This is a genomic window from Roseimaritima sediminicola (genome assembly GCF_009618275.1).
Classification (GTDB): Bacteria; Planctomycetota; Planctomycetia; order Pirellulales; family Pirellulaceae; genus Roseimaritima; species Roseimaritima sediminicola.
Genome location: NZ_WIAD01000041.1, coordinates 1 through 19,116, shown reverse-complemented (window position 1 = coordinate 19,116; position 19,116 = coordinate 1). Strand labels below are relative to the sequence as shown.

The following is a 19,116-nucleotide window of genomic DNA, read 5'->3' as shown; positions in this document are numbered from 1 at the left end:
ACAATTGTTCCGCATGCCTCCAGTGCAACCTAACCGAGCCCTGCAAAAGGGTCAATGTTTCTGGATCGAATAAGCCTTGAGGGTCATCCTATGTTCTTCCGGTTTTGCGGGCTGTTTGGCCTCTTCTTGACTTTGCTGGCGCCGTTGGCGCTGGCGGACACCGAAGCGGGCCCGTCGGCTCCGCAAGCATCACAAGCATCACAAGCTTCAAAGGCATCAAAGGCATCAAAGGCATCACAAGCGCCGCCGGCCGCCGGATCTCCGCACGACTCCGCGGCGGACGCCGCCGAAGGGGCAAAGGATCGGCCCAACGTCCTGGTGATCATCGCCGATGACCTGGGCTTTGGCGATCTGGCCTGTCAGGGGGCGCAGGACATGCGGACGCCGCACCTGGACCAATTGTTTGCCGAGGGGCTGACGCTGGACCGCTTTTATGCCAATTGCTGTGTGTGTTCGCCGACCCGCGCGGCGGTGCTCAGCGGTTGTTACCCGGACCGCGTGGGGGTACCCGGCGTGATTCGCACCCACGCCGACAACAACTGGGGCTACCTCCAGCAGCGCCGTCCGACGCTGGCCTCGGTCCTGGCCGACGCTGGTTACAAGACCAAGGCGGTAGGCAAATGGCACTTGGGGCTGGAACCGGAAAACCATCCGCTCAGCCGCGGCTTTGCGTCCTTCGACGGCTTTCTCGGCGACATGATGGACGACTACTACGACCACCGGCGCCACGGCAACAACTACATGCGTTCGGATCGCGAGCAGATCGACCCCGAGGGGCACGCGACGGATCTGTTTTCGCAGTGGGCCGTCGACTTCGTTCGCGAGCAACAGGACTCGACGCGACCCTGGATGCTGTACCTGGCCTACAACGCCCCGCACACGCCGATCCAACCGCCCGAGGATTGGAAGCAGAAGGTGCTCGATCGGCAGCCCGGAATCGATGCTCGGCGAGCGGCCCTGGTGGCGCTGATCGAGCACATGGATGCCGGCATCGGCCGGGTGTTGGCGGCGCTGGAAGAGACGGAGCAGAGCAAGGAGACGCTGGTCATCTTTACCAGCGACAACGGCGGGCAGTTGAATGTCGGCGCGAACAACGGGCCGCTGCGCGGGGGCAAGGGCATGATGTACGAAGGCGGGCTGCGCGTGCCGTTCTGCATTCGCTGGCCCGGTCACACCGAGGCCGGTTCGCGCTCCGGCCGCTTGGCATCGACGGTGGATCTGCTGCCCACGATCTGTCAGGCGACCACGGCCACGCCGCCCGAAGATTTGGATGGCCGTTCGCTGTTGCCGCTGGTCGAGGATCCGCAGGCGGCTTGGCCCGAGCGGGAGATCTATTTCGTTCGTCGCGAAGGCGGCGTCCAGTTCGGCGGGTTAACGATTCAAGCCCTGCGTCGCGGTCCGTACAAGCTGGTCCACAACACGCCCTACGAGCCGATGCAGCTGTTCCACTTGCAGCAGGATCCGCTCGAGCAAGAGGACCTGCGGACCAAGCATCCCAAGGTGTACCGCGAGCTCTCGGCCCGGCTGCGGCTTCACATCCAAAACGCCGGTCACGTCCCCTGGCAGAAGTAGTTGTTGGTTGTTGGTTGTTGGTTGTTGGTAAGTAGGCCGCGCCGCTGAATTCGCCGGGCTTTGATGAACTTCAAGTCCGCTGGCAAGTCCGCGGTTCAGGAGTTGTCTGTGTCGAAGCAACCATCCCCACCGCTGATTCTGTTTTCTGGGTTGGCTGCGGATGCCAATATGTTTGTTCCGCAGAAAAGGGCATTCCCGCAATTGGTGGTTCCGCAGTGGCCGATTCCCCAGCCGAGCGACACGCTGGACTCGTACTGCGACCGACTCGCCGAGGACCTGCAGGCTCACGCAGAAGGCGTCATCGGCGGCGCTTCCTTTGGAGGAATTATTGCGCTGCACGTTGCGGAACGTTTGAAACCTCGGGCTGTCATCTTGATCGGCAGTGTGCGGGCGCCTGCCGAGCTGTCGCGGTTGGCGCGAGGGGCTCGGCCGTTGAAGCCGCTGATTCCGCTGATCCCGGTGCGCGTCCTGCAGGCGTGCTGCGTCCCGATCGCTTCGGAGCTGGCAAAACGCTTCGCTCCTCGCACCTCGGGCTTGATGCGACAGTTCCGAAGTTCCGAGCCGGCCGTGCTCCGCTGGTCGCTGGCCCGAGTGCTGGACTGGCAATCCGCCCCGGCCGTCGACTGCCCGGTGCGCCACATCCATGGCGACCGCGATTGGGTGCTGCCGATGCGGTATACTCAGCCCGACACGGTCGTGCGTGGCGGAGGCCACCTGATCACGCTGACGCACCCCTCGGCCGTCAACGAGTTTATTCGGTCGGCGATCCGAGAGACGGCTTGAGTTCGCGGGGAGCAAGCGCGGGGAGACGCGGGGCAGGACTCTTTTTTTCACAGGCTGGAAGCCTATGCCACTGTTCACAGGCTGGAAGCCTATGCCACTGTTCACCTTTCAATCTATTTCTCGTTTACTCCCCTCTCCCCGGGGCGCGGCGAGCCTAAGCGAGCCAAGATCCGGGGAGAGGGGTTGGGGGTGAGGGGCCTCCGGTGCAACAGTTGGATCGTCCCGCTAAGATGTGCATGCCGATTCCATGTCATCGTACGCGGAGCCCGGGGAGGAGTATCGATGTCGATGGCAGCGATCACTTAACGGTCCAGGGCCGGGCACGTGATGCGCAGCGCGATCGCTACTTTCGAGAACTCGGTTACGAAACTTTGCGTTTTCACGGTTTTGAGATCACCCAGGATATCGACTCGGTGCGGGCGAGAATCGTCGCGGCGGTTCAGCAGCGACTCGGCTCCGACTGACGCCCCCTCACCCCCAGCCCCTCTCCCCCAAAGCTTGACTCGCTAAAGCTCGCCGCGCTTTGGGGGAGAGGGGAGCAAACGCGGGGAGACGCGGGACAGGACTCTTTTTTTCACAGGCTGGAAGCCTATGCCACTGTTCACAGGCTGGAAGCCTATGCCACTTTTCACAGGCTGGAAGCCTATGCCACTGGTTTTTCTAGCGGGAGCGGAGGCGGACGATGCTGAGCAGGTCGTGGTAGTCGTCGGTCCACAGCGGGCCTTGCCGGCGCTGCGGGGCGGGGGCGGTGGGCCACGGTTCGAGTTCGGGGGAGCTCCACAGCGGGTGATCTGCTTTGGCGATGACCATCCACTGGGCGGCCAGAGTGTGTTGATCCATGTCGCCCTGTGAGGACACCAACGCGCTGGACCAGCCGGCATCGGCGGCCAAACGGTGGACGACCGGCGGCAAGTTCAGGTGGCGGTTGGTGACGTGCACGACCAAGACGCCCCGGTCGCCGAGCCGCGAACGGTACAGCGCGAAGGCTTCGCGCGTGAGCAGGTGAGCCGGCACGGAGTCGCTGCTGAAGGCGTCCAACGCGATCACGTCGTAGCTGGCCTCGGCCTGCTCCTCCAGCAGCAGCCGGCCATCGCCCAGCAGTAAATTAATTTCGGCCTGCGAATCGGCGAGGAAGCTGAAATGATCCTTCGACATCCGGATGACGTCGGGATTGATTTCGATGAAGTCAAACCGATCGCCCGGCCGGCCGTAACTGGCCAGCGTCCCGCAACCCAAGCCGACGCCGGCGACGCGTAGACCTTCGCCGTTGTCGTGGGATGAGCGCCCACAGGCCATCAGGACGCGGCCGATCCCACTCTCGCGCCCGTAGTACGTCGTCGGCTGGCTCGGTGCAGCGGAAACCTGCAAGCCGTGCATGGTGCGGCCGTGCATCATGGCCACGCAGTCGTCCATTTGAACCACTCGCAGAACGCCGAAGAAGTTTCGGCTGGACGCGGCCACGCCGGCAGGACCGGCGTCGCTGGCGGCGTACAGCACGATCAAAACCATGGCCAGCAGTCCGCCACGCATCGCGCGGACGCGTCGCAGGTCGTAGTCGGCCAGACGCGTCCGTCGGGGGCGGTAACCGATGCAGATCGCCGTGGCCACGGCGGCGGCCAGGGCCAGGCAGATCGAACGTTCGGCATAGCTGGTCAGCACTAGCGGGCACAGCAGTCCCACGCTCAAGCCGCCCAGCGCCCCGCCGGCACTCAGCATCAAGTAGTACTGCGTCAGCCGACTCGGCGACGGTTTCAACCGCGAGACCTCGCCGTGACACAGCATGCACAGGGCCATCAGGGCCGTCACGTGCAGGGCCGCATCCAACACAATCCAGTGGCTCAGCGGCGTTGCGGCCAGCACGATCAGACCCGCCACGCAGGCGAGCAGCAGCGCCGCCCAAGGCCGCGGACGATACCAGCGCGGCCGATCAAAACAGATGATGAAACTGAGCAGGTACAGGCTGAGCGGCAGGACCCACAGGAACGGGATCACGGCCACGTCCTGACAAAGATGGTTGGTAACGGCCAACAGTCCCACCGACGCCAGGGCCGGCAGCAGCAGCCAACAGACGCGGCGGTAACGCGACGGCCGTACCGCCGGTGCGGTTGTTTGCGGTTTGTGCTGCGTGCCGGCAGAGTCAACGCCCGCGGCGGCACCGGCAAACCACAACGCCAACAATCCTTGCACCAAGGCGAATCCGCAGAACAGCAAAGACCACAGCAGCGATTGACCACCCACCGGCAACAGCGGTTCGACCAGGATCGGATAGCTGACCAGAGCCGTCAGCGAACCAATATTGCTGTAGGCGTACAGCCGATACACACCGGGATCGCGCTGCCGCCGGGCCAGCCAGGCTTGGACCAAAGGACCGGTGCTGGCTAGCACAAAGTACGGCAAGCCGACGTGCACGGTCAGCAACATCAGCAGATAGGGAACCGGCATCACCTCGCCACGCGGTTTCCACGACTCGGCGGGCTGAATCGGCAGGGACAGCACGGCGGCGATCAAGAGCCCCGCATGCACGATGCCCTGCAGACGCCGCGGAACGTGTTGAACCAACAGGTGTGCATACAGGTAACCGCCGAAGAGCAGCAGTTGGAAGAACAGCATGCAGGTGGTCCACACCGCCGGCGAGCCACCGAACCAGGGCAGCACGGTCTTGCTGATCACCGGTTGGACCTGAAACACCAGGAAGGCGCCCAGGAGCGTGGCTGCCACGAAGGGAAGAGCTTGCAGGCGACGTGGCGAAGCGAACATGACGGCCGGGGGAAGCGAGGACGGTGTGGGGGGCTGTACAAAACTAGCTTGCGAAGTCGCCCTCCGCGTTCTCTTCCCTCGCCTTTTTGTCATTACAATGGCTGCCTACGATCCTTACATTCGCTGTTATCGCTCGCTTGTTCGCAAGGAGATCGTTTTGCTATTGCGTTTGCGTTTGCTTTTGCATGTGCGTTTGCACTGCCGCCGCTGGTTATCGCCTGTCGCCGTTGCCAGAGGCTCGCTGCCGGGGTCTGTCGCTATCGTGCTGGCTTTCGTCCTATCGGTCCTGCCTCGGCCTGCGCAAGCCCAGCAGTACGCTGACGCTTCGCAGCAACTGCAACAGTTGCTCGACGAGGTCTGGGATGCGGAGCTGGTGGCCGATCCCTTGTTGGCGACCGATGCCGGCGATCCTCGCGGCCAAGACCGGCTGCCCGACGATTCGCTCGGCGCGATCCAGCAGCGAATGGTTCAGCGAGCGGCTTTCCTAAAGCGACTCGAAGCGATCGATCCGTCTCACTTAAGCGATAGCGGCCGCGTCGACCACGAGGTGCTGCGGCGACGGCTGCAGGGGCAACTGGACGACGTTCGGTTCGACGCGCATTTAATTCCGATCACCAATCGCGAGGGCTTTCACATCACGTTCCCGGAACTGCCGCGAACGATGCAGCCCAAGAGCAAGCAGGATTTTCAAAACTACAACGCTCGCCTGGCCGACTTCGAACGCTACGCCGAGCAACAGATCCAGCTGATGCGCGAGGGCATCGCCCGCGGACGAACCCTGCCGGCGGTGGTGCTTCGCGAAGTCCAGGACCAAATCGCTCCGCATGTGGTCGACGACCCCACCGAGAGCCTGCTGTACGCGCCCTACAACGAGGCTCGGCCCAGCGGAATCGCGGCGGGCGACTGGGAACCATTAAAAGCGTCGGCGGCCGAAGCGATCCGCGAAAGCGTGGTTCCCGCCTACGAGCGGTTCTTGGATTTCATGACCAAGACCTACGTGCCGGCCTGTCGCGGTTCGATCGCCGCCCGTGCCCTGCCCGACGGCCAGGCGTACTATGCCAACCGCGTTCGTTGGTTCACGACACTGGAGGACATCACGGCCGAAGAGGTGCACCGCATCGGACTGGCCGAAGTCCAGCGGATCCGCGGCGAGATGCAGGAGGTGCGTCGCGCTGTGGATTTCGAAGGCGACCTGGATGCGTTTTTAGAATTCCTGCGGACCGACCCTCAGTTCTACGCGACCAGCCGCCAGCAGCTGCTCCGGCACGTTGCCTACATATTAAAAACCGCCGATGGCAAGCTGCCGGAGATGTTCGGCAAGTTGCCGCGGACGCCTTACGGAATCCGCGAAGTGCCCGAGTACGTTGCGCCGCAGACCACCAGCGCGTACTACTGGCCGCCCAGCGCCGACGGCAAGCGAGCCGGATTCTATTACGTCAACACCTACAACTTGTCGGCTCGACCGCTGTATCAATTAGAAGCCCTGTCGCTGCACGAAGCGGTGCCCGGGCATCACCTTCAGCTGGCTCTGCAGACCGAAATGGATGACCTGCATCCGATCCGCCGGTACAGCAATTTCACGGCCTTCATTGAGGGTTGGGCGCTGTACAGCGAGTGGTTGGGCAAGGAGATGGGATTTTATACCGACCCGTATCAGGAGTTCGGGCGGCTGAGCATGGAGGCATGGCGAGCGTGCCGGTTGGTCGTCGACACCGGGATCCACCACTTGGGCTGGACGCGGCAGCAGGCGATCGAGTTCATGACCGAGAACACGGCGCTCAGCCGCCACAACATCATCGCCGAAGTCGACCGCTACATCGCTTGGCCCGGCCAGGCGCTGGGCTACAAGATGGGCGAATTAAAAATCCGCGAGCTGCGCGAGCGGGCCGAACGCGAGCTGGGCGACCGCTTCGAGCTCCGCAGCTTCCACGACCAAGTCCTGGCCGTCGGCAGCATTCCCCTACCGTTGCTGGAGCAACGCATCGAAGCCTGGCTCCAGCAGCAGCGGGAGGAGTGACGGAGCTGGCTTCAAGTCGAGCGAGCGATTGTTTTGGGACCACTAATCAGCACTGATCCAACACTAATCTGCCTAGGCGAGTCTCATTAGTGTTCAATTAGTGAAGATTAGTGGTTCAGCATTCTGCTCCATGACCTCTATACTGAACTTTACTTTCGTCATCCCGCCGCGTCTCAGATCTTGCTCTGAAACAGTTCGCTGATGCTTTGGTCGTGGTGGATGCGTTTGATGGCCGTGGCCAGCAGCGGAGCGACGGACAACTGGACGACGTTCGGCAGCTGTTTCTCGGGCGGCAGCGGCAGGGTGTTGGTGACGATGATCGAATCGATCGGCGCGGCTTGGATGCGTTCGATTGCCGGGCCGCAGAAGATCCCGTGGGTGGCGGCGATATGGATTTCGCGAGCCCCGTGCTCGCGGATCAGCCGCGCCGCACCGCAGATGCTGCCGGCGGTGCTGATCATGTCGTCGAACATCAGCGCGATCTTGCCTTCGACCGGTCCGCCGATGATCGTGTTCTGTTGGACTTCCAGGGCGCTGCTGCGGCGTTTGTGGAGGATGGCCAGCGACCCGCCGAGTCGTTTGGCGTGGCCCACGGCGCGTTTGATGCTGCCTTCGTCGGGGCTGCAGACCACGATTTCGTCGCGGTCGAAACCGCGCTGGAGGAAGTGATCGTTCAGCACCGGAGCGGCGTAGAGGTGGTCGACCGGGACATCGAAGAAGCCTTGGATCTGAGCGGCGTGCAGGTCCATCGTCAGCACGCGGTCCGCCCCGGCGCGGGTGATCAGGTTGGCCACCATCTTGGCCGTGATCGGTACGCGGCCCTCGTCCTTGCGGTCTTGGCGGGCGTAGCCAAAGTAGGGGACGACCGCGGTGATGCGAGCGGCACTGGCGCGTTTGCAGCAGTCGATCATGATCAACAGTTCCATCAAACTGTCGTTGACCGGCGGGCAGGTGGGCTGGACCAAGAACACGTCGCGACCGCGAACGTCTTCGTCGAGTTTGCAGAAGTTCTCGCCGTCGGGGAATTTGCCCAGCGTGATGGCGGCCGGAGCCAAGTGCAGGTGGTCGCAGATCTCGCGAGCCAGTTCCGGGTTGCTGCGTCCGCTGAAGATTTTTAACTCACGCATCGTCGGCGTACCCCATCTGGCGCATCGTGGCATCGACCAGGGCCAATTCGTCGCGATCGTTGATGCTGAGCGATTCGCAGGACTGGAGCACCGGCAGGGCTTCGACCGCGTGGCCAGCATCCCGCAGCAGGGCGACCGTGTCGGTCAAGTAGTATTCGCCCTGGGCGTTGTCGTTGTCCAAGCGGTCCAGGGCCTTCAGCAGGGCCGGTCCGTCGAACAGATAGGTGCTCATGTTGACTTCGTTGATCTGCCGCTGTTGGTCGGTAGCGTCCTTTTCTTCGACGATTTTCAGGAAGTTGCCGGCATCGTCGCGGACGATGCGTCCCAGTCCCTGCGGGTCGTCTTTCTTCAGCGTCCCCAGCAACAGACCGGGGCGGGTGCGGTGAAAATGCTCCAGCAGCTTGCGGAGGCTGTCGGGCTGCAGCAGCGGCGAATCGCCGGCCAGCACCAGAACCGGGCCCTCGTGTCCGGCCAGTTGCTCGCGACACACCTGGACGGCGTGGCCCGTGCCCAGCTGCTCCGCCTGGAGGGCAAAACGCACGTTGCCCGGCCGGCCCTTGAGTTCCTCGCGGACGTCGTCGGCGCGGTGGCCCACGACGACGATCTGTTCGCCGATACCGGCTTTGTTCAGGGCGTCCAGAACGAAGTGGATCATGGGGCGTCCACAGACCGGAAAAAGCACCTTCGGCAGGTCGCTTTTCATCCGAGTGCCTTTTCCGGCGGCCAGAACCACCGCGACTTCACCAGCCATTTTCGTCAGCCTGCATCTAATGCGAGGAAGTGGATCGAACGTTTATCGAGTATCTAAAAGGTCTTCAGCGCCGTGCGGCGTGGCCACAGTTTGGCATCCGTACCGGGGCTCCGGCAACCGGACGCATTCGATCTAGCGGCAAAACCGGTTTTCCCGCAAGAATAAACCTTCAAGCACCCCTGGGACTTCCCCACTTTAATTCGAACTCGCTCCGATCAAGGATGACCGGCAATGCGGCAACGTTTGCAGCATTTATTGGAATACCTGGCCGTACGGCTGGTGATCGCCGTGATGCAAACCCTGCCCGAAGCCACGGCGGACGGGTTCTGCCGCGGGGGGGCCTGGCTGCTGAGCGATCTGCTGAACGTCCGCGGCCGGACCGTCGACGACAATCTGCGACGGGTCTTTCCCGATCACGGCGACAGCCGCCGAGCGGAGATTCGGCGGCAGATGTGGCACCACCTGTTGCTGATGCTGTGCGAAATCGCCTGGGCCCCGCGGCGGCTGCATCGTTGCAACTGGAAGCAACACCTGCGGATCGACGAAGCCGCCGAGATGCTGCGGTGGCTGCTCAGCCCCCGCCCGTTGGTCGTCGTCTCGGGCCACTACGGCAATTTCGAAATCGGGGGGTACATCACCGGCTTGATGGGAATCTCCAGCCTCAGCATCGCCCGCAACCTGGACAACCCTTACCTGCATCGTTACATCACCGGCTTTCGCGCCGCCAATGGCCAGCGGATGGTCGACAAGAACGGCTGTGCGCCGGAGGTCGATCGGCACCTGTCCGCTGGCGGCGTGCTGACCTTGCTGGCCGACCAGCACGGCGGCGAACGCGGCTGCTGGGTGGATTTTCTCGGTCATCCGGCCTCCTGTCACAAAGGCCTGGCCCTGTTCTCGCTGACCTCCCAGGCCCCGATGATGGTCGCCTACACGCGCCGCTGCGACGGTCCCATGCGCTTCGACCAAGGCCTCCACGGTGTGGTCGATCCGGCCGACGGAACCGAAACCACCGGCGGCGTGCGCCCGTTAACCGCGTGGTACAATGACCGCCTGGGCGAAGTGGTGATGAGGGCCCCCGAGCAGTACTGGTGGCTGCACCGCCGCTGGCGGCCCAAGCCCCAGCGGGTGCGGAAGAAACCCGCCGCTGTCCGAGCCGCCTGAGTTGGTTGTTGGTTGTTGGTTGTTGGTTGTTGGTTGATGGTTGTTGGTTGATGGTTGTTGGTTGTTGGTTGATGGGCGCGTAGCTGAAGTCGCCAGACTTTGGGCGGTGCGGGTCGTGTGGGCACAAGGCCGCTCTGCTGGCCCCCTCACCCCCAACCCCTCTCCCCCGCAGCCTGACTCGCTTAGGCTCGCCAGGCTGCGGGGGAGAGGGGAGTAAACCATTTCTTTTCATACATAGATTCCGTTAGAGTCAGGAGATTTGAGATTTGATGACGGAATCCTCGGAGCCTACCGACTGCGACCCACGGGTGTGGAGCCCGTTGATCGGCGACATCGCCGCGGAGCTGGCGCCCGAGTGGGTGCGGCTGCGGCGGCATCTGCATCGGCATCCGGAGCTGTCCGACGAGGAGTACCAGACGACCGAAGAGCTGGGCAAACGTTTCGGTGGCCTGGGCCTGCCGGTCAATTTCGTCGGCAACCGCCGCGGGCTGACCTGCGACCTGATCAGCGATCCCGATGCCAGCATGCCGCGGCTGGCGCTGCGCGGCGATATCGATGCGTTGCCGATCCAGGACGGTAAAGCGGTGGAGTATCGCAGTTGCAAAGAAGGGGTCATGCATGCCTGCGGGCACGACGTCCACGCCGCGGTGATCTACGGCGCGTTTTCGATCCTGCGCTCGCTGCAGCACCGCGGCCAGCTGCCCTGGCCGGTGGCCGTGCGAGCGGTCCTGCAGCCGGCCGAAGAGCTGGCTACCGGTGCTCGCTACATGATCCATCACCACGCCCTGCGGGACGTGGCGGCGATCCTCTCGCTGCACGTCGATCCGACGCGTTCGGTTGGCGGAATCGGGCTGCGCAAAGGAGCCCTGACGGCCAACTGCGACATGTTCCATGTGGTCTGTCGCGGCCGCGGCGGGCACGGGGCACGGCCGCATCTGACCAACGATCCCATCGATGCGATCACGCGTTGGGTGCAGTCGGCGTATCGGCGCGTGGACCGGGTGGTCGATCCGGCCGAGACGGTGGCCATCAGTATCGGCAAGATCTGTGCCGGTCACAGCCCGAACGTGATTCCCGAAGCGGCCGAACTGGAAGGCACCCTGCGGACGCTTACCACCGACAGTCGCTCGCTGGTCCTGGAGACGCTGGAGGATGTGTGCGAGGGCGTGGGCCGTGAGACGCAGTGCCAGATCGAGCTGCAGCTGAAGATGTCCGCGCCGATGATCACCAACGACGGCGCTCTGGTCGATCTGCTGCGCACCGCCACCTGTCATGCCCTGGGTGCCGAAGCGGTCGAGCCGATCGAATTGCCCAGCATGGGCAGCGAGGACTTTTCTTTCTACCTCGAACACGTTCCCGGCGCGATGTTTCGACTGGGAGTCGCCGGCGACCAGGTGGGGCGGGTTCCCTTGCATACGCCCTTGTTCGACGTCGATGAACGCGCTATTGCCGACGGGGCTAAAGTCCTAGCGACCGCGGCGATTTTGCATTTTGCGCCCGAGTGAATTTTCAACTCTGATCGAGCCACCTGCGATGACCAAGCTACAGTTCAACGGCAGCCCGCGACCGACGCTGGGAATCGAAATCGAGTTGGGGTTGGTCGACCGCCAGACGATGGCCCTGAGCAGCGCCTGCAAGCGGTTGCTGGAGCACTTGCCCGACGAGAAGGGCGAATTTTACAAGCCCGAACTGATGCAGTGCTGTATCGAATTGAACAGCGACGTCAGCGACACCGTGGCCGACGCTCGGGGCGATCTGGAAAAGAAGCTGCGGACGGTCCAGGCCGCCTGTGATGAACTGGATCTGGGCCTCTGGTGGGGCGGCACGCATCCGTTCAGTCGCTGGCAGGACCAGTGCGTCACCCAAACCGAACGCTACCAGTCGCTGGTCGAACTGCTGCAGGAGATGGCTCGCCGCTTGATCACCCATGGGCTGCACGTGCACGTGGGCGTGGAGTCGGGCGACAAGGCGGTGATGATCTGCGACCGGATCATGCAGTACCTGCCGACGCTGTTGGCTTTGTCGGCCAGCAGTCCATTCTGGCAAGGCCGCGACACGGGATTGGCTTCGCAGCGTTCCAAGATCATGGAGGGACTGCCCACCGCCGGGCTGCCCACGTTGATGCGGAACTGGAGCGAGTACGTGTGGCTGGTCAACCACATGGTCGAAACCGGGTTCATCAACACCATCCGCGAAATCTGGTGGGATGTTCGGCCGCATCACAATTTCGGCACGGTCGAGGTGCGGGTGTGCGACATGCCCGGCAACATGGACGACGTCTGCGGTCTGGCGGCCCTGGTGCAGTGTCTGGTGCGGTACCTGAGCGATGAGATCGACGAGGGCACGTACCAGTTCGACTGCCACCCGATGATGATCCGGCAGAATAAATGGCGAGCCAGCCGCTTCGGCTTAGCCGCCCCGTTGGTCAACAGTTACAACTACCGGTCCCAGTCGGTGCCCGAAGTCGCCGAGAAGCTCGGTCGACAGCTGCGCGACGTGTCCCAGGAGCTGGGCTGCGAAGCGGAACTTGAGCACGTCGTGGCGATTTCCAAAAGCAGCAACGGCGCGATACAGCAGCGAGCGGTCCTGGAACGCACCGGTCAGAAGACCGAGGTCGTGCGGCAGTTGATCGAAGCGGCGCGAATCTGACCACTTAAGTAACTTTCAACGCCGCCGGTTTGCGGATCTGCTGGAAGGCGTTGTACAGGGCCACGCCATCGCGAAACCGCCGGCTGGGCTGCGGGTCGATGCACTTGCGAATCATCGACACGAAGGGCGTCGACAGGCCGCGGCGAAGTTTCACGTAGCCCGGCAGTGGCGGCGTGTAGGGGTATTCGGGCAGGACGCCGGCGAACATCCGGTACAGCACCAGGCCCAGCGAGAAGACGTCGCTGCGGTAGGTGGCCTTGCCCATCGCCTGTTCCGGAGCCACATAGCCCAGCGTCCCCGAACCGGATTGGCTCTGGGCCGGTTTGCCCAGCCGTGCGAGGCCGAAGTCCGTCAGGCACAGCAGGTTGTGCGGAAAGAGGATGAAGTTCTCCGGCTTGATGTCGCGGTGCAGCACGTGGTTTTCGTGGGCGTAGGCGACCGCTTCGATCATCTGGGTGGCGTAATCGATGGCGGTGGCCCGAGACAGGCGTTTGCACAGCCGGTCGGCCAGCGCCTGTTCGCCCAGCGGGAAGACCATGATCAGCCGGTTGTCGATCACCCGAGCGTCTTTGAGCCGCAGGACGTTGGGATGGTCCAGGCGAGCCATGATGCGGACTTCGCGAGTGATGTCCTCCAGGCTCTGTTGGTCGTTGGTGAACGTTTCGCTGGGGATCTTCAACGCCACGCGGCGATGTTCCAGTTCGTCCATGGCGGCGTAGACGGTGGCGAAACCGCCACAGCCCAGCCGTTTGAGCAGGCGGTACTTGTCCAACCGACTGCCGATTCGCAGATTTTTCTGCGTCGTCGAGCCGCTGTTACGGCTGAATAGTTTTAACGCCGCCGCCATATCCGCTGAATCGTTCCGTGAGCGAGTCATATCGTTCTGCGTGTAATAACGGTTATCGGCACGATCCGGTCCGATTTGCAGCGTTTTTTTCCGCCTAGCGGTTCGTCGACATTTGATCTTAGAGTCTGGTCGTGATCTTGGAGTCTGGTCGTAGCTGAACCGCGCCAGACTTTGGACTCTCTCGCCGTCTCGATCCGATCTCTGGCGAGGCCCGGTCTAACCCGAGGCCAGGGCTAACCCGAGGCCAGGGCTAACCCGAAGCCAGGGCGGCGGCCAATTGCTCGTAGGTCCGCGAGGCGTCCGAAGGGTGCTCCTGATTGTCCAGGGCGATCTTGTACAGCTGCTGGCCGCAGCGCGTCGGGTATTCGCCCGTCACGCAGGCCTGGCACAGCCGCCCCGCGGGCAGGTCGATCGCGCGGGCGATCGATTCGACGGGCAGGTAGCGGAGGGAGTCCGCACCCAGGTCGTCGGCCATCCGCTGTTGGTCTTCGGCGGTCAGCCGCCCTTGGGCGAAGTACTTGGGTGCGATCAGTTGGTCGACCGTGCTCATGTCGATGCCGTAAAAGCACGGGGCGATGATCGGCGGGCAGGCGACGCGGACGTGGATCTCTCGCGCCCCGCCGACTTCGCGGATCCGGTCCAGCAGGGCGTTCATCGTGGTGCTGCGGACGATCGAATCTTCCACCAACAGCACGCGTTTGCCCTCGAGCACTTCGCGTAGCGGCGTGTACTTGCGCGACGCCTTGGCTTTACGGGCCACGCCGTTTTCGATGAACGTGCGGCCGGCGTAGCGGTTGCGCATCAGCCCTTCGCGGCTGGGCAGTCCCAGGCTGTAGGCCATCGCGTCGGCCGCCGCTTTGCTGGTGTCGGGAACCGGGACGACGATCGTGTCTTCGGGCGTCCAGTCGAACCGCTCGTCGGCCCGTTCCAGATCCGCCAGTTCCTCGCCCAGACGCGTGCGGCTGAGGTACACGCTGCGGTCGTCCAGCGTGCTGGCGACATTGGCAAAATAGATCCATTCGAAGAAGCAGTGCGCCGATCCGCTGCTGGCGGCGAAGGGCCGGATCCGCATCCCGCTGCCGTCGACCAGGATGGCGTGACCGGGAGGCAGGGAGTGGATTTGTTCGGGTTCGAAACCCAGGTTCAGCAGCGCCACGCTCTCGCTGGCCGCGGCGAACAGGCGGCCATCGTTGGCATAGCACATGGGTTTGATGCCCAGCGGATCCCGGACCACCAACAGTTCGCCTTTGGCCGTCAGCAGGGCCATGCTGTAGGCACCGTCGAAATCCTTGGTCGCCTGGCCGATCAATTCGATCCAGTCCGGCTCGTCGTTGGATTCGCTCAGCAACCGGCCGACTTCGTGCAGGATGATCTCGGTGTCGGTGTCCAGTTGCAGATGGTGCTCGCCGTTTTCGGTTAATCGCTTTCGCAGCACGCTGTAGTTGGACAGTTGGCCATTGAAGCAGACGCTGAACCACTTTCGTTTGTGGATGTGCCGGCGTTCGAAGGGCTGGGCGTAGCTGCGGTCGTCCTGGCCGCAGGTGGCGTAGCGAACGTGGCCGATGGCCGCCCGGCCGACCAGCTGTTTCATCAGCGATTCGCACTTGGCCCGGTGATTCAGGCGAAACACTTCGGTGACGCTGCCCACGTCGCGGCGAGTCTTGAGGATCTGACGCCGCTGGGGGTCATAGCTGGTCATCCCGGCCGCCAGTTGGCCGCGGTTTTGGATGTCCAACAGCAGGCGTGGCATCAATCGCGATACCTCGCCCGGTCCTTGCCTGGTGCACAGCGGACTGTCAGGCGTGTTGGGCAGGTGGTAGATCGCGGCCACGCCGCATTCGTGGTACAGCTCACTCATACGTCGTTCGCATCTTCATCAAGCGGTTTGCAAGGCATCAGCCGGTTGTGTTCGATCGTAACCGATCGAGCGGCGATTGCTATCCCAACGGGCCTAGTCGAACATGGTTTCCAGGCCGCGAATATACTCTAAAGCGTCGTCCACCTCGTCGACCATCACGCCCCGCTGCCGTCCATCGACATCGCAGCTGGAAAGTTCCAGTAAATCTTCGTACCAGGGATGCTGGACCAGCCGCCGGCGGCGGCGAGCCCCCAGCGTACCGTCGCGCAGGCCGTGCCCCCACATATGGTGTTCGATCAACCAGTGGGTGCGAGCGGTGATGAAACCCGCCAACGCTTCCAGGCCCGCCGCCACGTGATCCGCCGGATCGATCGCTTTGCCCACGTCGTGCAACAGGGCCGCCAGCAGGAATTCTTCATCGTACGGCATCGCATCGCGGGCCAGCTGGAAGACCTGCAGGCTGTGATACAGGGCATCCCCCTCGGGATGGTACTGGGGGTTTTGGCGGACGCGTTCCAGCGGCATCAGCAGCGCCGCGTAGACCTGCCAACGATCGACCGGACTGTCCATCTGCTGGACCTGACGGTCCACGGTCGCTTCGTCGCGGCCGCCTTCCAGAGCGATCAGGCGTTTCAGTTCCGAGATCGTCGCTCGCGGAATCGCTTTGCCATCGATCGAGCTGCGAAAGCGATGTCCCAGCAGGGCGGGCGGATACACGGTCAATTCGATGGGATACCGGTCGCGGATGTGCACGTGAGAGAAAACGCGGTTCTCGCCGTTTTTGACCACGCGTTTACGCTCCAGCTCGCAAGCCATGCCGGTCTGTTCGACCCGGCTCGCGACGGCCGACGGATTGCCGCTGAAGACGTGGATGTCGACGTCGGAACCATCGCGGACGTGGCCGGTCAGCACGCTGCCGATCAGCCGCGGATGGAACATCTGCAACTGTTCCATCCACCACAGGGCCCGGATCCGCATCTCCTCGAGCCGGTCGGAGTGTCCCTGTTGGCCCTCGATCAGGCGGGCCATCACCCGGACTTCGTCGCGGATCTCGGCGTTGCTCGGCAGGTCGGCCGGCCGGATCCAGCCCGAGGCGATCCGGCGCGAGGCTTTGCGTTTGGCTTGGAAGTACTCGGATTCTTCCCGGGCGTACAGCAGGCGAGCCGCTTCCCAGGCAATTTTGCGTCGAAGTTTGGAATGCGTCATCAAGTCGCGGTCGAATTGCGCCGCGAGGGGATACGTGCGAGGAAGGGCGAACTGGCGAGGGAGCGCGTGACTGCCCCGCCGCACCCTCCACTGTACGTCCGCGGCCTCGGAAAGACCAGCAACAAACAGTGGCATAGGCTTCCAGCCTGTGAACAGTGGCATAGGCTTCCAGCCTGTGAACAGTGGCATAGGCTTCCAGCCTGTGAAAAGTGGCACGACTCTCCGAGTCGTGATCCACTGGCATCGGCAAGCCGGAGTCGCTTTGCCTATTGTTCCGATGGTTGAGCCGTTTGTGGCTGCGGCGGTCGTTGGCGTGTGCTGCTCGGCCTCGCTCGCGGCTGGATTGACGCTTTTGGGCTTCACGTCGACAATGGACACTCGGCCGCCCGCCGGCACTTCCGCATTCCGTCTCATAGAGTCCCCTGATGAATCAGCTCCACGAACAAGATCCCGCCATCTGGGAAGCGATCCGCGCCGAAGCCCGTCGTCAACAGGAGGGCCTGGAGATGATCGCCAGCGAGAACTACACCAGTCCTGCGGTCATGGAAGCGGCCGGCAGCGTGCTGACCAATAAATACGCCGAAGGCTATCCCGGACGTCGCTACTACGGCGGCTGTGAGCACGTCGACGTGGTCGAGACGCTGGCGATCGATCGGGCCAAGCGGTTGTTCGGGGCCGAACACGCCAATGTCCAGCCGCACTCCGGGTCCCAGGCCAATATGGGTGTGTACCTGACGGCGCTGGAGCCCGGCGATACGGTCCTGGGACTGGACCTCGCCCAGGGCGGTCACCTGACCCACGGCATGAAGCTGAACATCAGCGGCCGGCTGTACAACTTCGTCAGCTACGGCGTGGACGCCGAAAATCATCGTTTGGATTTCGACCAGATCGCCCGCTTGGCCAAGGAGCACAAGCCGAAGATGATCGTGGCCGGGGCCAGTGCATATCCTCGCGAGATCCCCCACGACCGCTTCGCCGAAATCGCCAACGACTGTGGCGCCCTGTTGATGGTCGACATGGCGCACTACGCCGGTCTGGTTGCCGCGGGCATCCACAACAACCCGGTCCCGGTGGCCGACTTCGTCACCACGACCACGCACAAAACCCTTCGCGGACCGCGCAGCGGTTTGATCCTCAGTCGCGAAAAGTACGCCAAGGACGTCAACCGCAGCATCTTTCCCGGCATCCAGGGCGGTCCGTTGATGCACGTCGTTGCCGGCAAGGCGGTGTGTTTTGCCGAAGCCGCTTCGGACGATTTCAAGACCTATGGGCGGAACGTGGTTCAGAACGCCCAGGTGTTGGCCGAAGTGCTGATGGCCAGTGGCCTGCGGTTGGTCAGCGGCGGTACGGACAACCACCTGATGCTGGTCGACGTGACGGCGATGGGGCTGGGCGGCAAGCAAGCCGAAGCGACGCTCGATCGCTGTGGCATCACCGTGAACATGAACATGATTCCCTTCGATACGCGTAAGCCGATGGATCCCTCGGGCATCCGCATCGGCACGCCCGCCCTGACCACTCGCGGCATGGGGACGCAGGAGATGCAGCAGGTCGGCAAGTGGATGATCGCGGCCCTCGAGCATCCCGACGACGAGACGCGTCTGGAAGCGATCCGCGGCGAGATCCGCGAGCTGTGCGCCTCGTTCCCCGTTCCGGCCGCCAACTCCGCCGAGTACGCTGCGGTTTAAGGCCGGCGCGTCGCCTCAATGCACCCTTTTCCGTCGGCTCTTTCCTTTCTTGTCCTGACCGAATCATGTCCAGTTCGAACCGTATCCTGATCGCCGATGACAACGCCGCCAACCGCGAGCTGCTGGAAGCCTATCTGGCGAGCGTCGATTGTGAAGTCGACACGGCCGTCGATGGGCAGGACACGCTGGACAAAGCGGTCGAGCTGAAGCCGGATTTAATTTTGCTGGACGTCATGATGCCCAAGTTCAGCGGGTTCGAGGTCTGCAAGCAGATCAAGGAGAATCCCGAGCTGAAAGGCACGATGATCCTGATGGTCACGGCGCTGAACGAGCTGGGGGACGTGGAGCGGGCGGTGAATGCGGGCACGGACGATTTTCTCAGCAAGCCGGTCAACAAGGTCGAGCTGCTCAAGCGGGTCGAAAATCTACTGCGGCTCAAAGGTACCGTCGACGAACTCGAGCGGTTGCGGATGTACATCCGCAGCATGGAAGACGGCAACCCCGCGGCCAGCGAGTGAACGCGGCATAGGCTTCCAGCGTGTGAAAAAGTAGCTCGGCTGTCCCATAGTAGCTCGGCTGTCCCATAGTAGCTCGGCTGTCCCAGCCGAGAGCCAGTTGCGAAGCAACGACCGTCGATAGCTCCCACCTCGGATTGGCATCCGAGGCTATCCACTGCCATCGCTTCGCGATTCAACAGTGG

The 19,116-nt window shown here is 63.1% G+C and carries 15 protein-coding genes; 9 read left to right on the top strand and 6 right to left on the bottom strand.

What is annotated here, in order from left to right; all coding sequences use genetic code 11:
* Positions 1–126: 126 nt before the first annotated feature.
* The 3 genes from GE027_RS17075 to GE027_RS23780 all read left to right on the top strand — a co-directional run bounded on the left by GE027_RS17075 (position 127) and on the right by GE027_RS23780 (position 2,819).
* A complete protein-coding gene (locus tag GE027_RS17075) occupies positions 127–1,572 on the top strand; it encodes a sulfatase-like hydrolase/transferase (protein ID WP_237607607.1) in 1,446 nt (481 codons plus the stop codon).
* A gap of 108 nt (positions 1,573–1,680) precedes the next feature.
* Positions 1,681–2,355 carry an alpha/beta fold hydrolase gene (locus GE027_RS17070; RefSeq protein ID WP_237607606.1) on the top strand — a complete coding sequence of 225 codons (675 nt, stop codon included), beginning with the start codon at positions 1,681–1,683 and terminating at the stop codon, positions 2,353–2,355.
* A gap of 230 nt (positions 2,356–2,585) precedes the next feature.
* Positions 2,586–2,819 carry a DUF559 domain-containing protein gene (locus GE027_RS23780; protein WP_390621607.1) on the top strand — a complete coding sequence of 78 codons (234 nt, stop codon included), beginning with the start codon at positions 2,586–2,588 and terminating at the stop codon, positions 2,817–2,819.
* 196 nt (positions 2,820–3,015) lie between these two features.
* On the opposite strand, the gene GE027_RS17060 is transcribed toward GE027_RS23780, so the two are convergent.
* A complete protein-coding gene (locus GE027_RS17060; protein ID WP_153558428.1) occupies positions 3,016–5,073 on the bottom strand; it encodes a spermidine synthase in 2,058 nt (685 codons plus the stop codon).
* A 136-nt stretch (positions 5,074–5,209) separates the two neighbouring features.
* On the opposite strand from GE027_RS17060, the gene GE027_RS17055 reads away from it, so the two are divergent.
* Positions 5,210–7,129, top strand: coding sequence for a DUF885 domain-containing protein (locus tag GE027_RS17055; protein ID WP_162006777.1), 1,920 nt, complete (start codon positions 5,210–5,212; stop codon positions 7,127–7,129).
* A gap of 173 nt (positions 7,130–7,302) precedes the next feature.
* Here GE027_RS17055 and GE027_RS17050 read toward each other — a convergent pair whose 3' ends face one another.
* Positions 7,303–8,256, bottom strand: coding sequence for a ribose-phosphate diphosphokinase (locus tag GE027_RS17050; RefSeq protein WP_153558426.1), 954 nt, complete (start codon positions 8,254–8,256; stop codon positions 7,303–7,305).
* Positions 8,249–9,007, bottom strand: coding sequence for a sugar phosphate nucleotidyltransferase (locus GE027_RS17045; protein WP_153558425.1), 759 nt, complete (start codon positions 9,005–9,007; stop codon positions 8,249–8,251). The genes GE027_RS17050 and GE027_RS17045 overlap by 8 nt, the downstream gene beginning before the upstream one ends.
* Before the next feature lie 231 nt (positions 9,008–9,238).
* Between GE027_RS17045 and GE027_RS17040 the strand changes: the two genes are divergently transcribed.
* From GE027_RS17040 to GE027_RS17030, 3 genes are all read left to right on the top strand, one after another.
* Positions 9,239–10,168 (top strand): lysophospholipid acyltransferase family protein, encoded by a 930-nt coding sequence (locus GE027_RS17040; protein WP_153558424.1) that lies wholly within the window; start codon positions 9,239–9,241, stop codon positions 10,166–10,168.
* Between the two features lie 269 nt (positions 10,169–10,437).
* The gene (locus GE027_RS17035) at positions 10,438–11,673 is read left to right on the top strand and encodes an amidohydrolase (protein WP_153558423.1); all 1,236 of its coding nucleotides are present in this window, start codon (positions 10,438–10,440) and stop codon (positions 11,671–11,673) included.
* A 28-nt stretch (positions 11,674–11,701) separates the two neighbouring features.
* Complete coding sequence (locus GE027_RS17030; protein WP_153558422.1) at positions 11,702–12,817, top strand: carboxylate-amine ligase; 1,116 nt, start codon at positions 11,702–11,704, stop codon at positions 12,815–12,817.
* Between the two features lie 4 nt (positions 12,818–12,821).
* On the opposite strand, the gene GE027_RS17025 is transcribed toward GE027_RS17030, so the two are convergent.
* The 3 genes from GE027_RS17025 to GE027_RS17015 form a co-directional block, all read right to left on the bottom strand.
* Entirely contained in the window at positions 12,822–13,664 is an 843-nt protein-coding gene (locus tag GE027_RS17025; protein ID WP_153558451.1) for a serine/threonine-protein kinase, read from the bottom strand.
* A 250-nt stretch (positions 13,665–13,914) separates the two neighbouring features.
* Positions 13,915–15,522 carry an amidophosphoribosyltransferase gene (locus tag GE027_RS17020; protein WP_153558421.1) on the bottom strand — a complete coding sequence of 536 codons (1,608 nt, stop codon included), beginning with the start codon at positions 15,520–15,522 and terminating at the stop codon, positions 13,915–13,917.
* Positions 15,523–15,615: 93 nt separating this feature from the next.
* On the bottom strand, positions 15,616–16,728 hold the full coding sequence (locus GE027_RS17015; RefSeq protein WP_153558420.1) for an HD domain-containing protein: 1,113 nt from the start codon (positions 16,726–16,728) through the stop codon (positions 15,616–15,618).
* Positions 16,729–17,153: 425 nt separating this feature from the next.
* Between GE027_RS17015 and GE027_RS17010 the strand changes: the two genes are divergently transcribed.
* Both GE027_RS17010 and GE027_RS17005 read left to right on the top strand, forming a co-directional pair.
* Positions 17,154–18,416: a serine hydroxymethyltransferase gene (locus GE027_RS17010; RefSeq protein ID WP_153558419.1), complete on the top strand. Its 1,263-nt coding sequence runs from the start codon at positions 17,154–17,156 to the stop codon at positions 18,414–18,416.
* Positions 18,417–18,481: 65 nt separating this feature from the next.
* On the top strand, positions 18,482–18,934 hold the full coding sequence (locus tag GE027_RS17005; RefSeq protein ID WP_153558418.1) for a response regulator: 453 nt from the start codon (positions 18,482–18,484) through the stop codon (positions 18,932–18,934).
* Positions 18,935–19,116 lie beyond the last annotated feature (182 nt).

Bases quoted from the DNA above. Each gene is read 5' to 3' on its own strand.
- GE027_RS23780 (WP_390621607.1), top strand. From the start codon at position 2,586: ATGTGCATGCCGATTCCATGTCATCGTACGCGGAGCCCGGGGAGGAGT.
- GE027_RS17055 (WP_162006777.1), top strand. From the start codon at position 5,210: ATGGCTGCCTACGATCCTTACATTCGCTGTTATCGCTCGCTTGTTCGC.
- GE027_RS17050 (WP_153558426.1), bottom strand. From the start codon at position 8,256: ATGCGTGAGTTAAAAATCTTCAGCGGACGCAGCAACCCGGAACTGGCT.
- GE027_RS17045 (WP_153558425.1), bottom strand. From the start codon at position 9,007: ATGGCTGGTGAAGTCGCGGTGGTTCTGGCCGCCGGAAAAGGCACTCGG.
- GE027_RS17040 (WP_153558424.1), top strand. From the start codon at position 9,239: ATGCGGCAACGTTTGCAGCATTTATTGGAATACCTGGCCGTACGGCTG.
- GE027_RS17035 (WP_153558423.1), top strand. From the start codon at position 10,438: ATGACGGAATCCTCGGAGCCTACCGACTGCGACCCACGGGTGTGGAGC.
- GE027_RS17030 (WP_153558422.1), top strand. From the start codon at position 11,702: ATGACCAAGCTACAGTTCAACGGCAGCCCGCGACCGACGCTGGGAATC.
- GE027_RS17025 (WP_153558451.1), bottom strand. From the start codon at position 13,664: ATGGCGGCGGCGTTAAAACTATTCAGCCGTAACAGCGGCTCGACGACG.
- GE027_RS17020 (WP_153558421.1), bottom strand. From the start codon at position 15,522: ATGAGTGAGCTGTACCACGAATGCGGCGTGGCCGCGATCTACCACCTG.
- GE027_RS17015 (WP_153558420.1), bottom strand. From the start codon at position 16,728: ATGACGCATTCCAAACTTCGACGCAAAATTGCCTGGGAAGCGGCTCGC.
- GE027_RS17010 (WP_153558419.1), top strand. From the start codon at position 17,154: ATGAATCAGCTCCACGAACAAGATCCCGCCATCTGGGAAGCGATCCGC.
- GE027_RS17005 (WP_153558418.1), top strand. From the start codon at position 18,482: ATGTCCAGTTCGAACCGTATCCTGATCGCCGATGACAACGCCGCCAAC.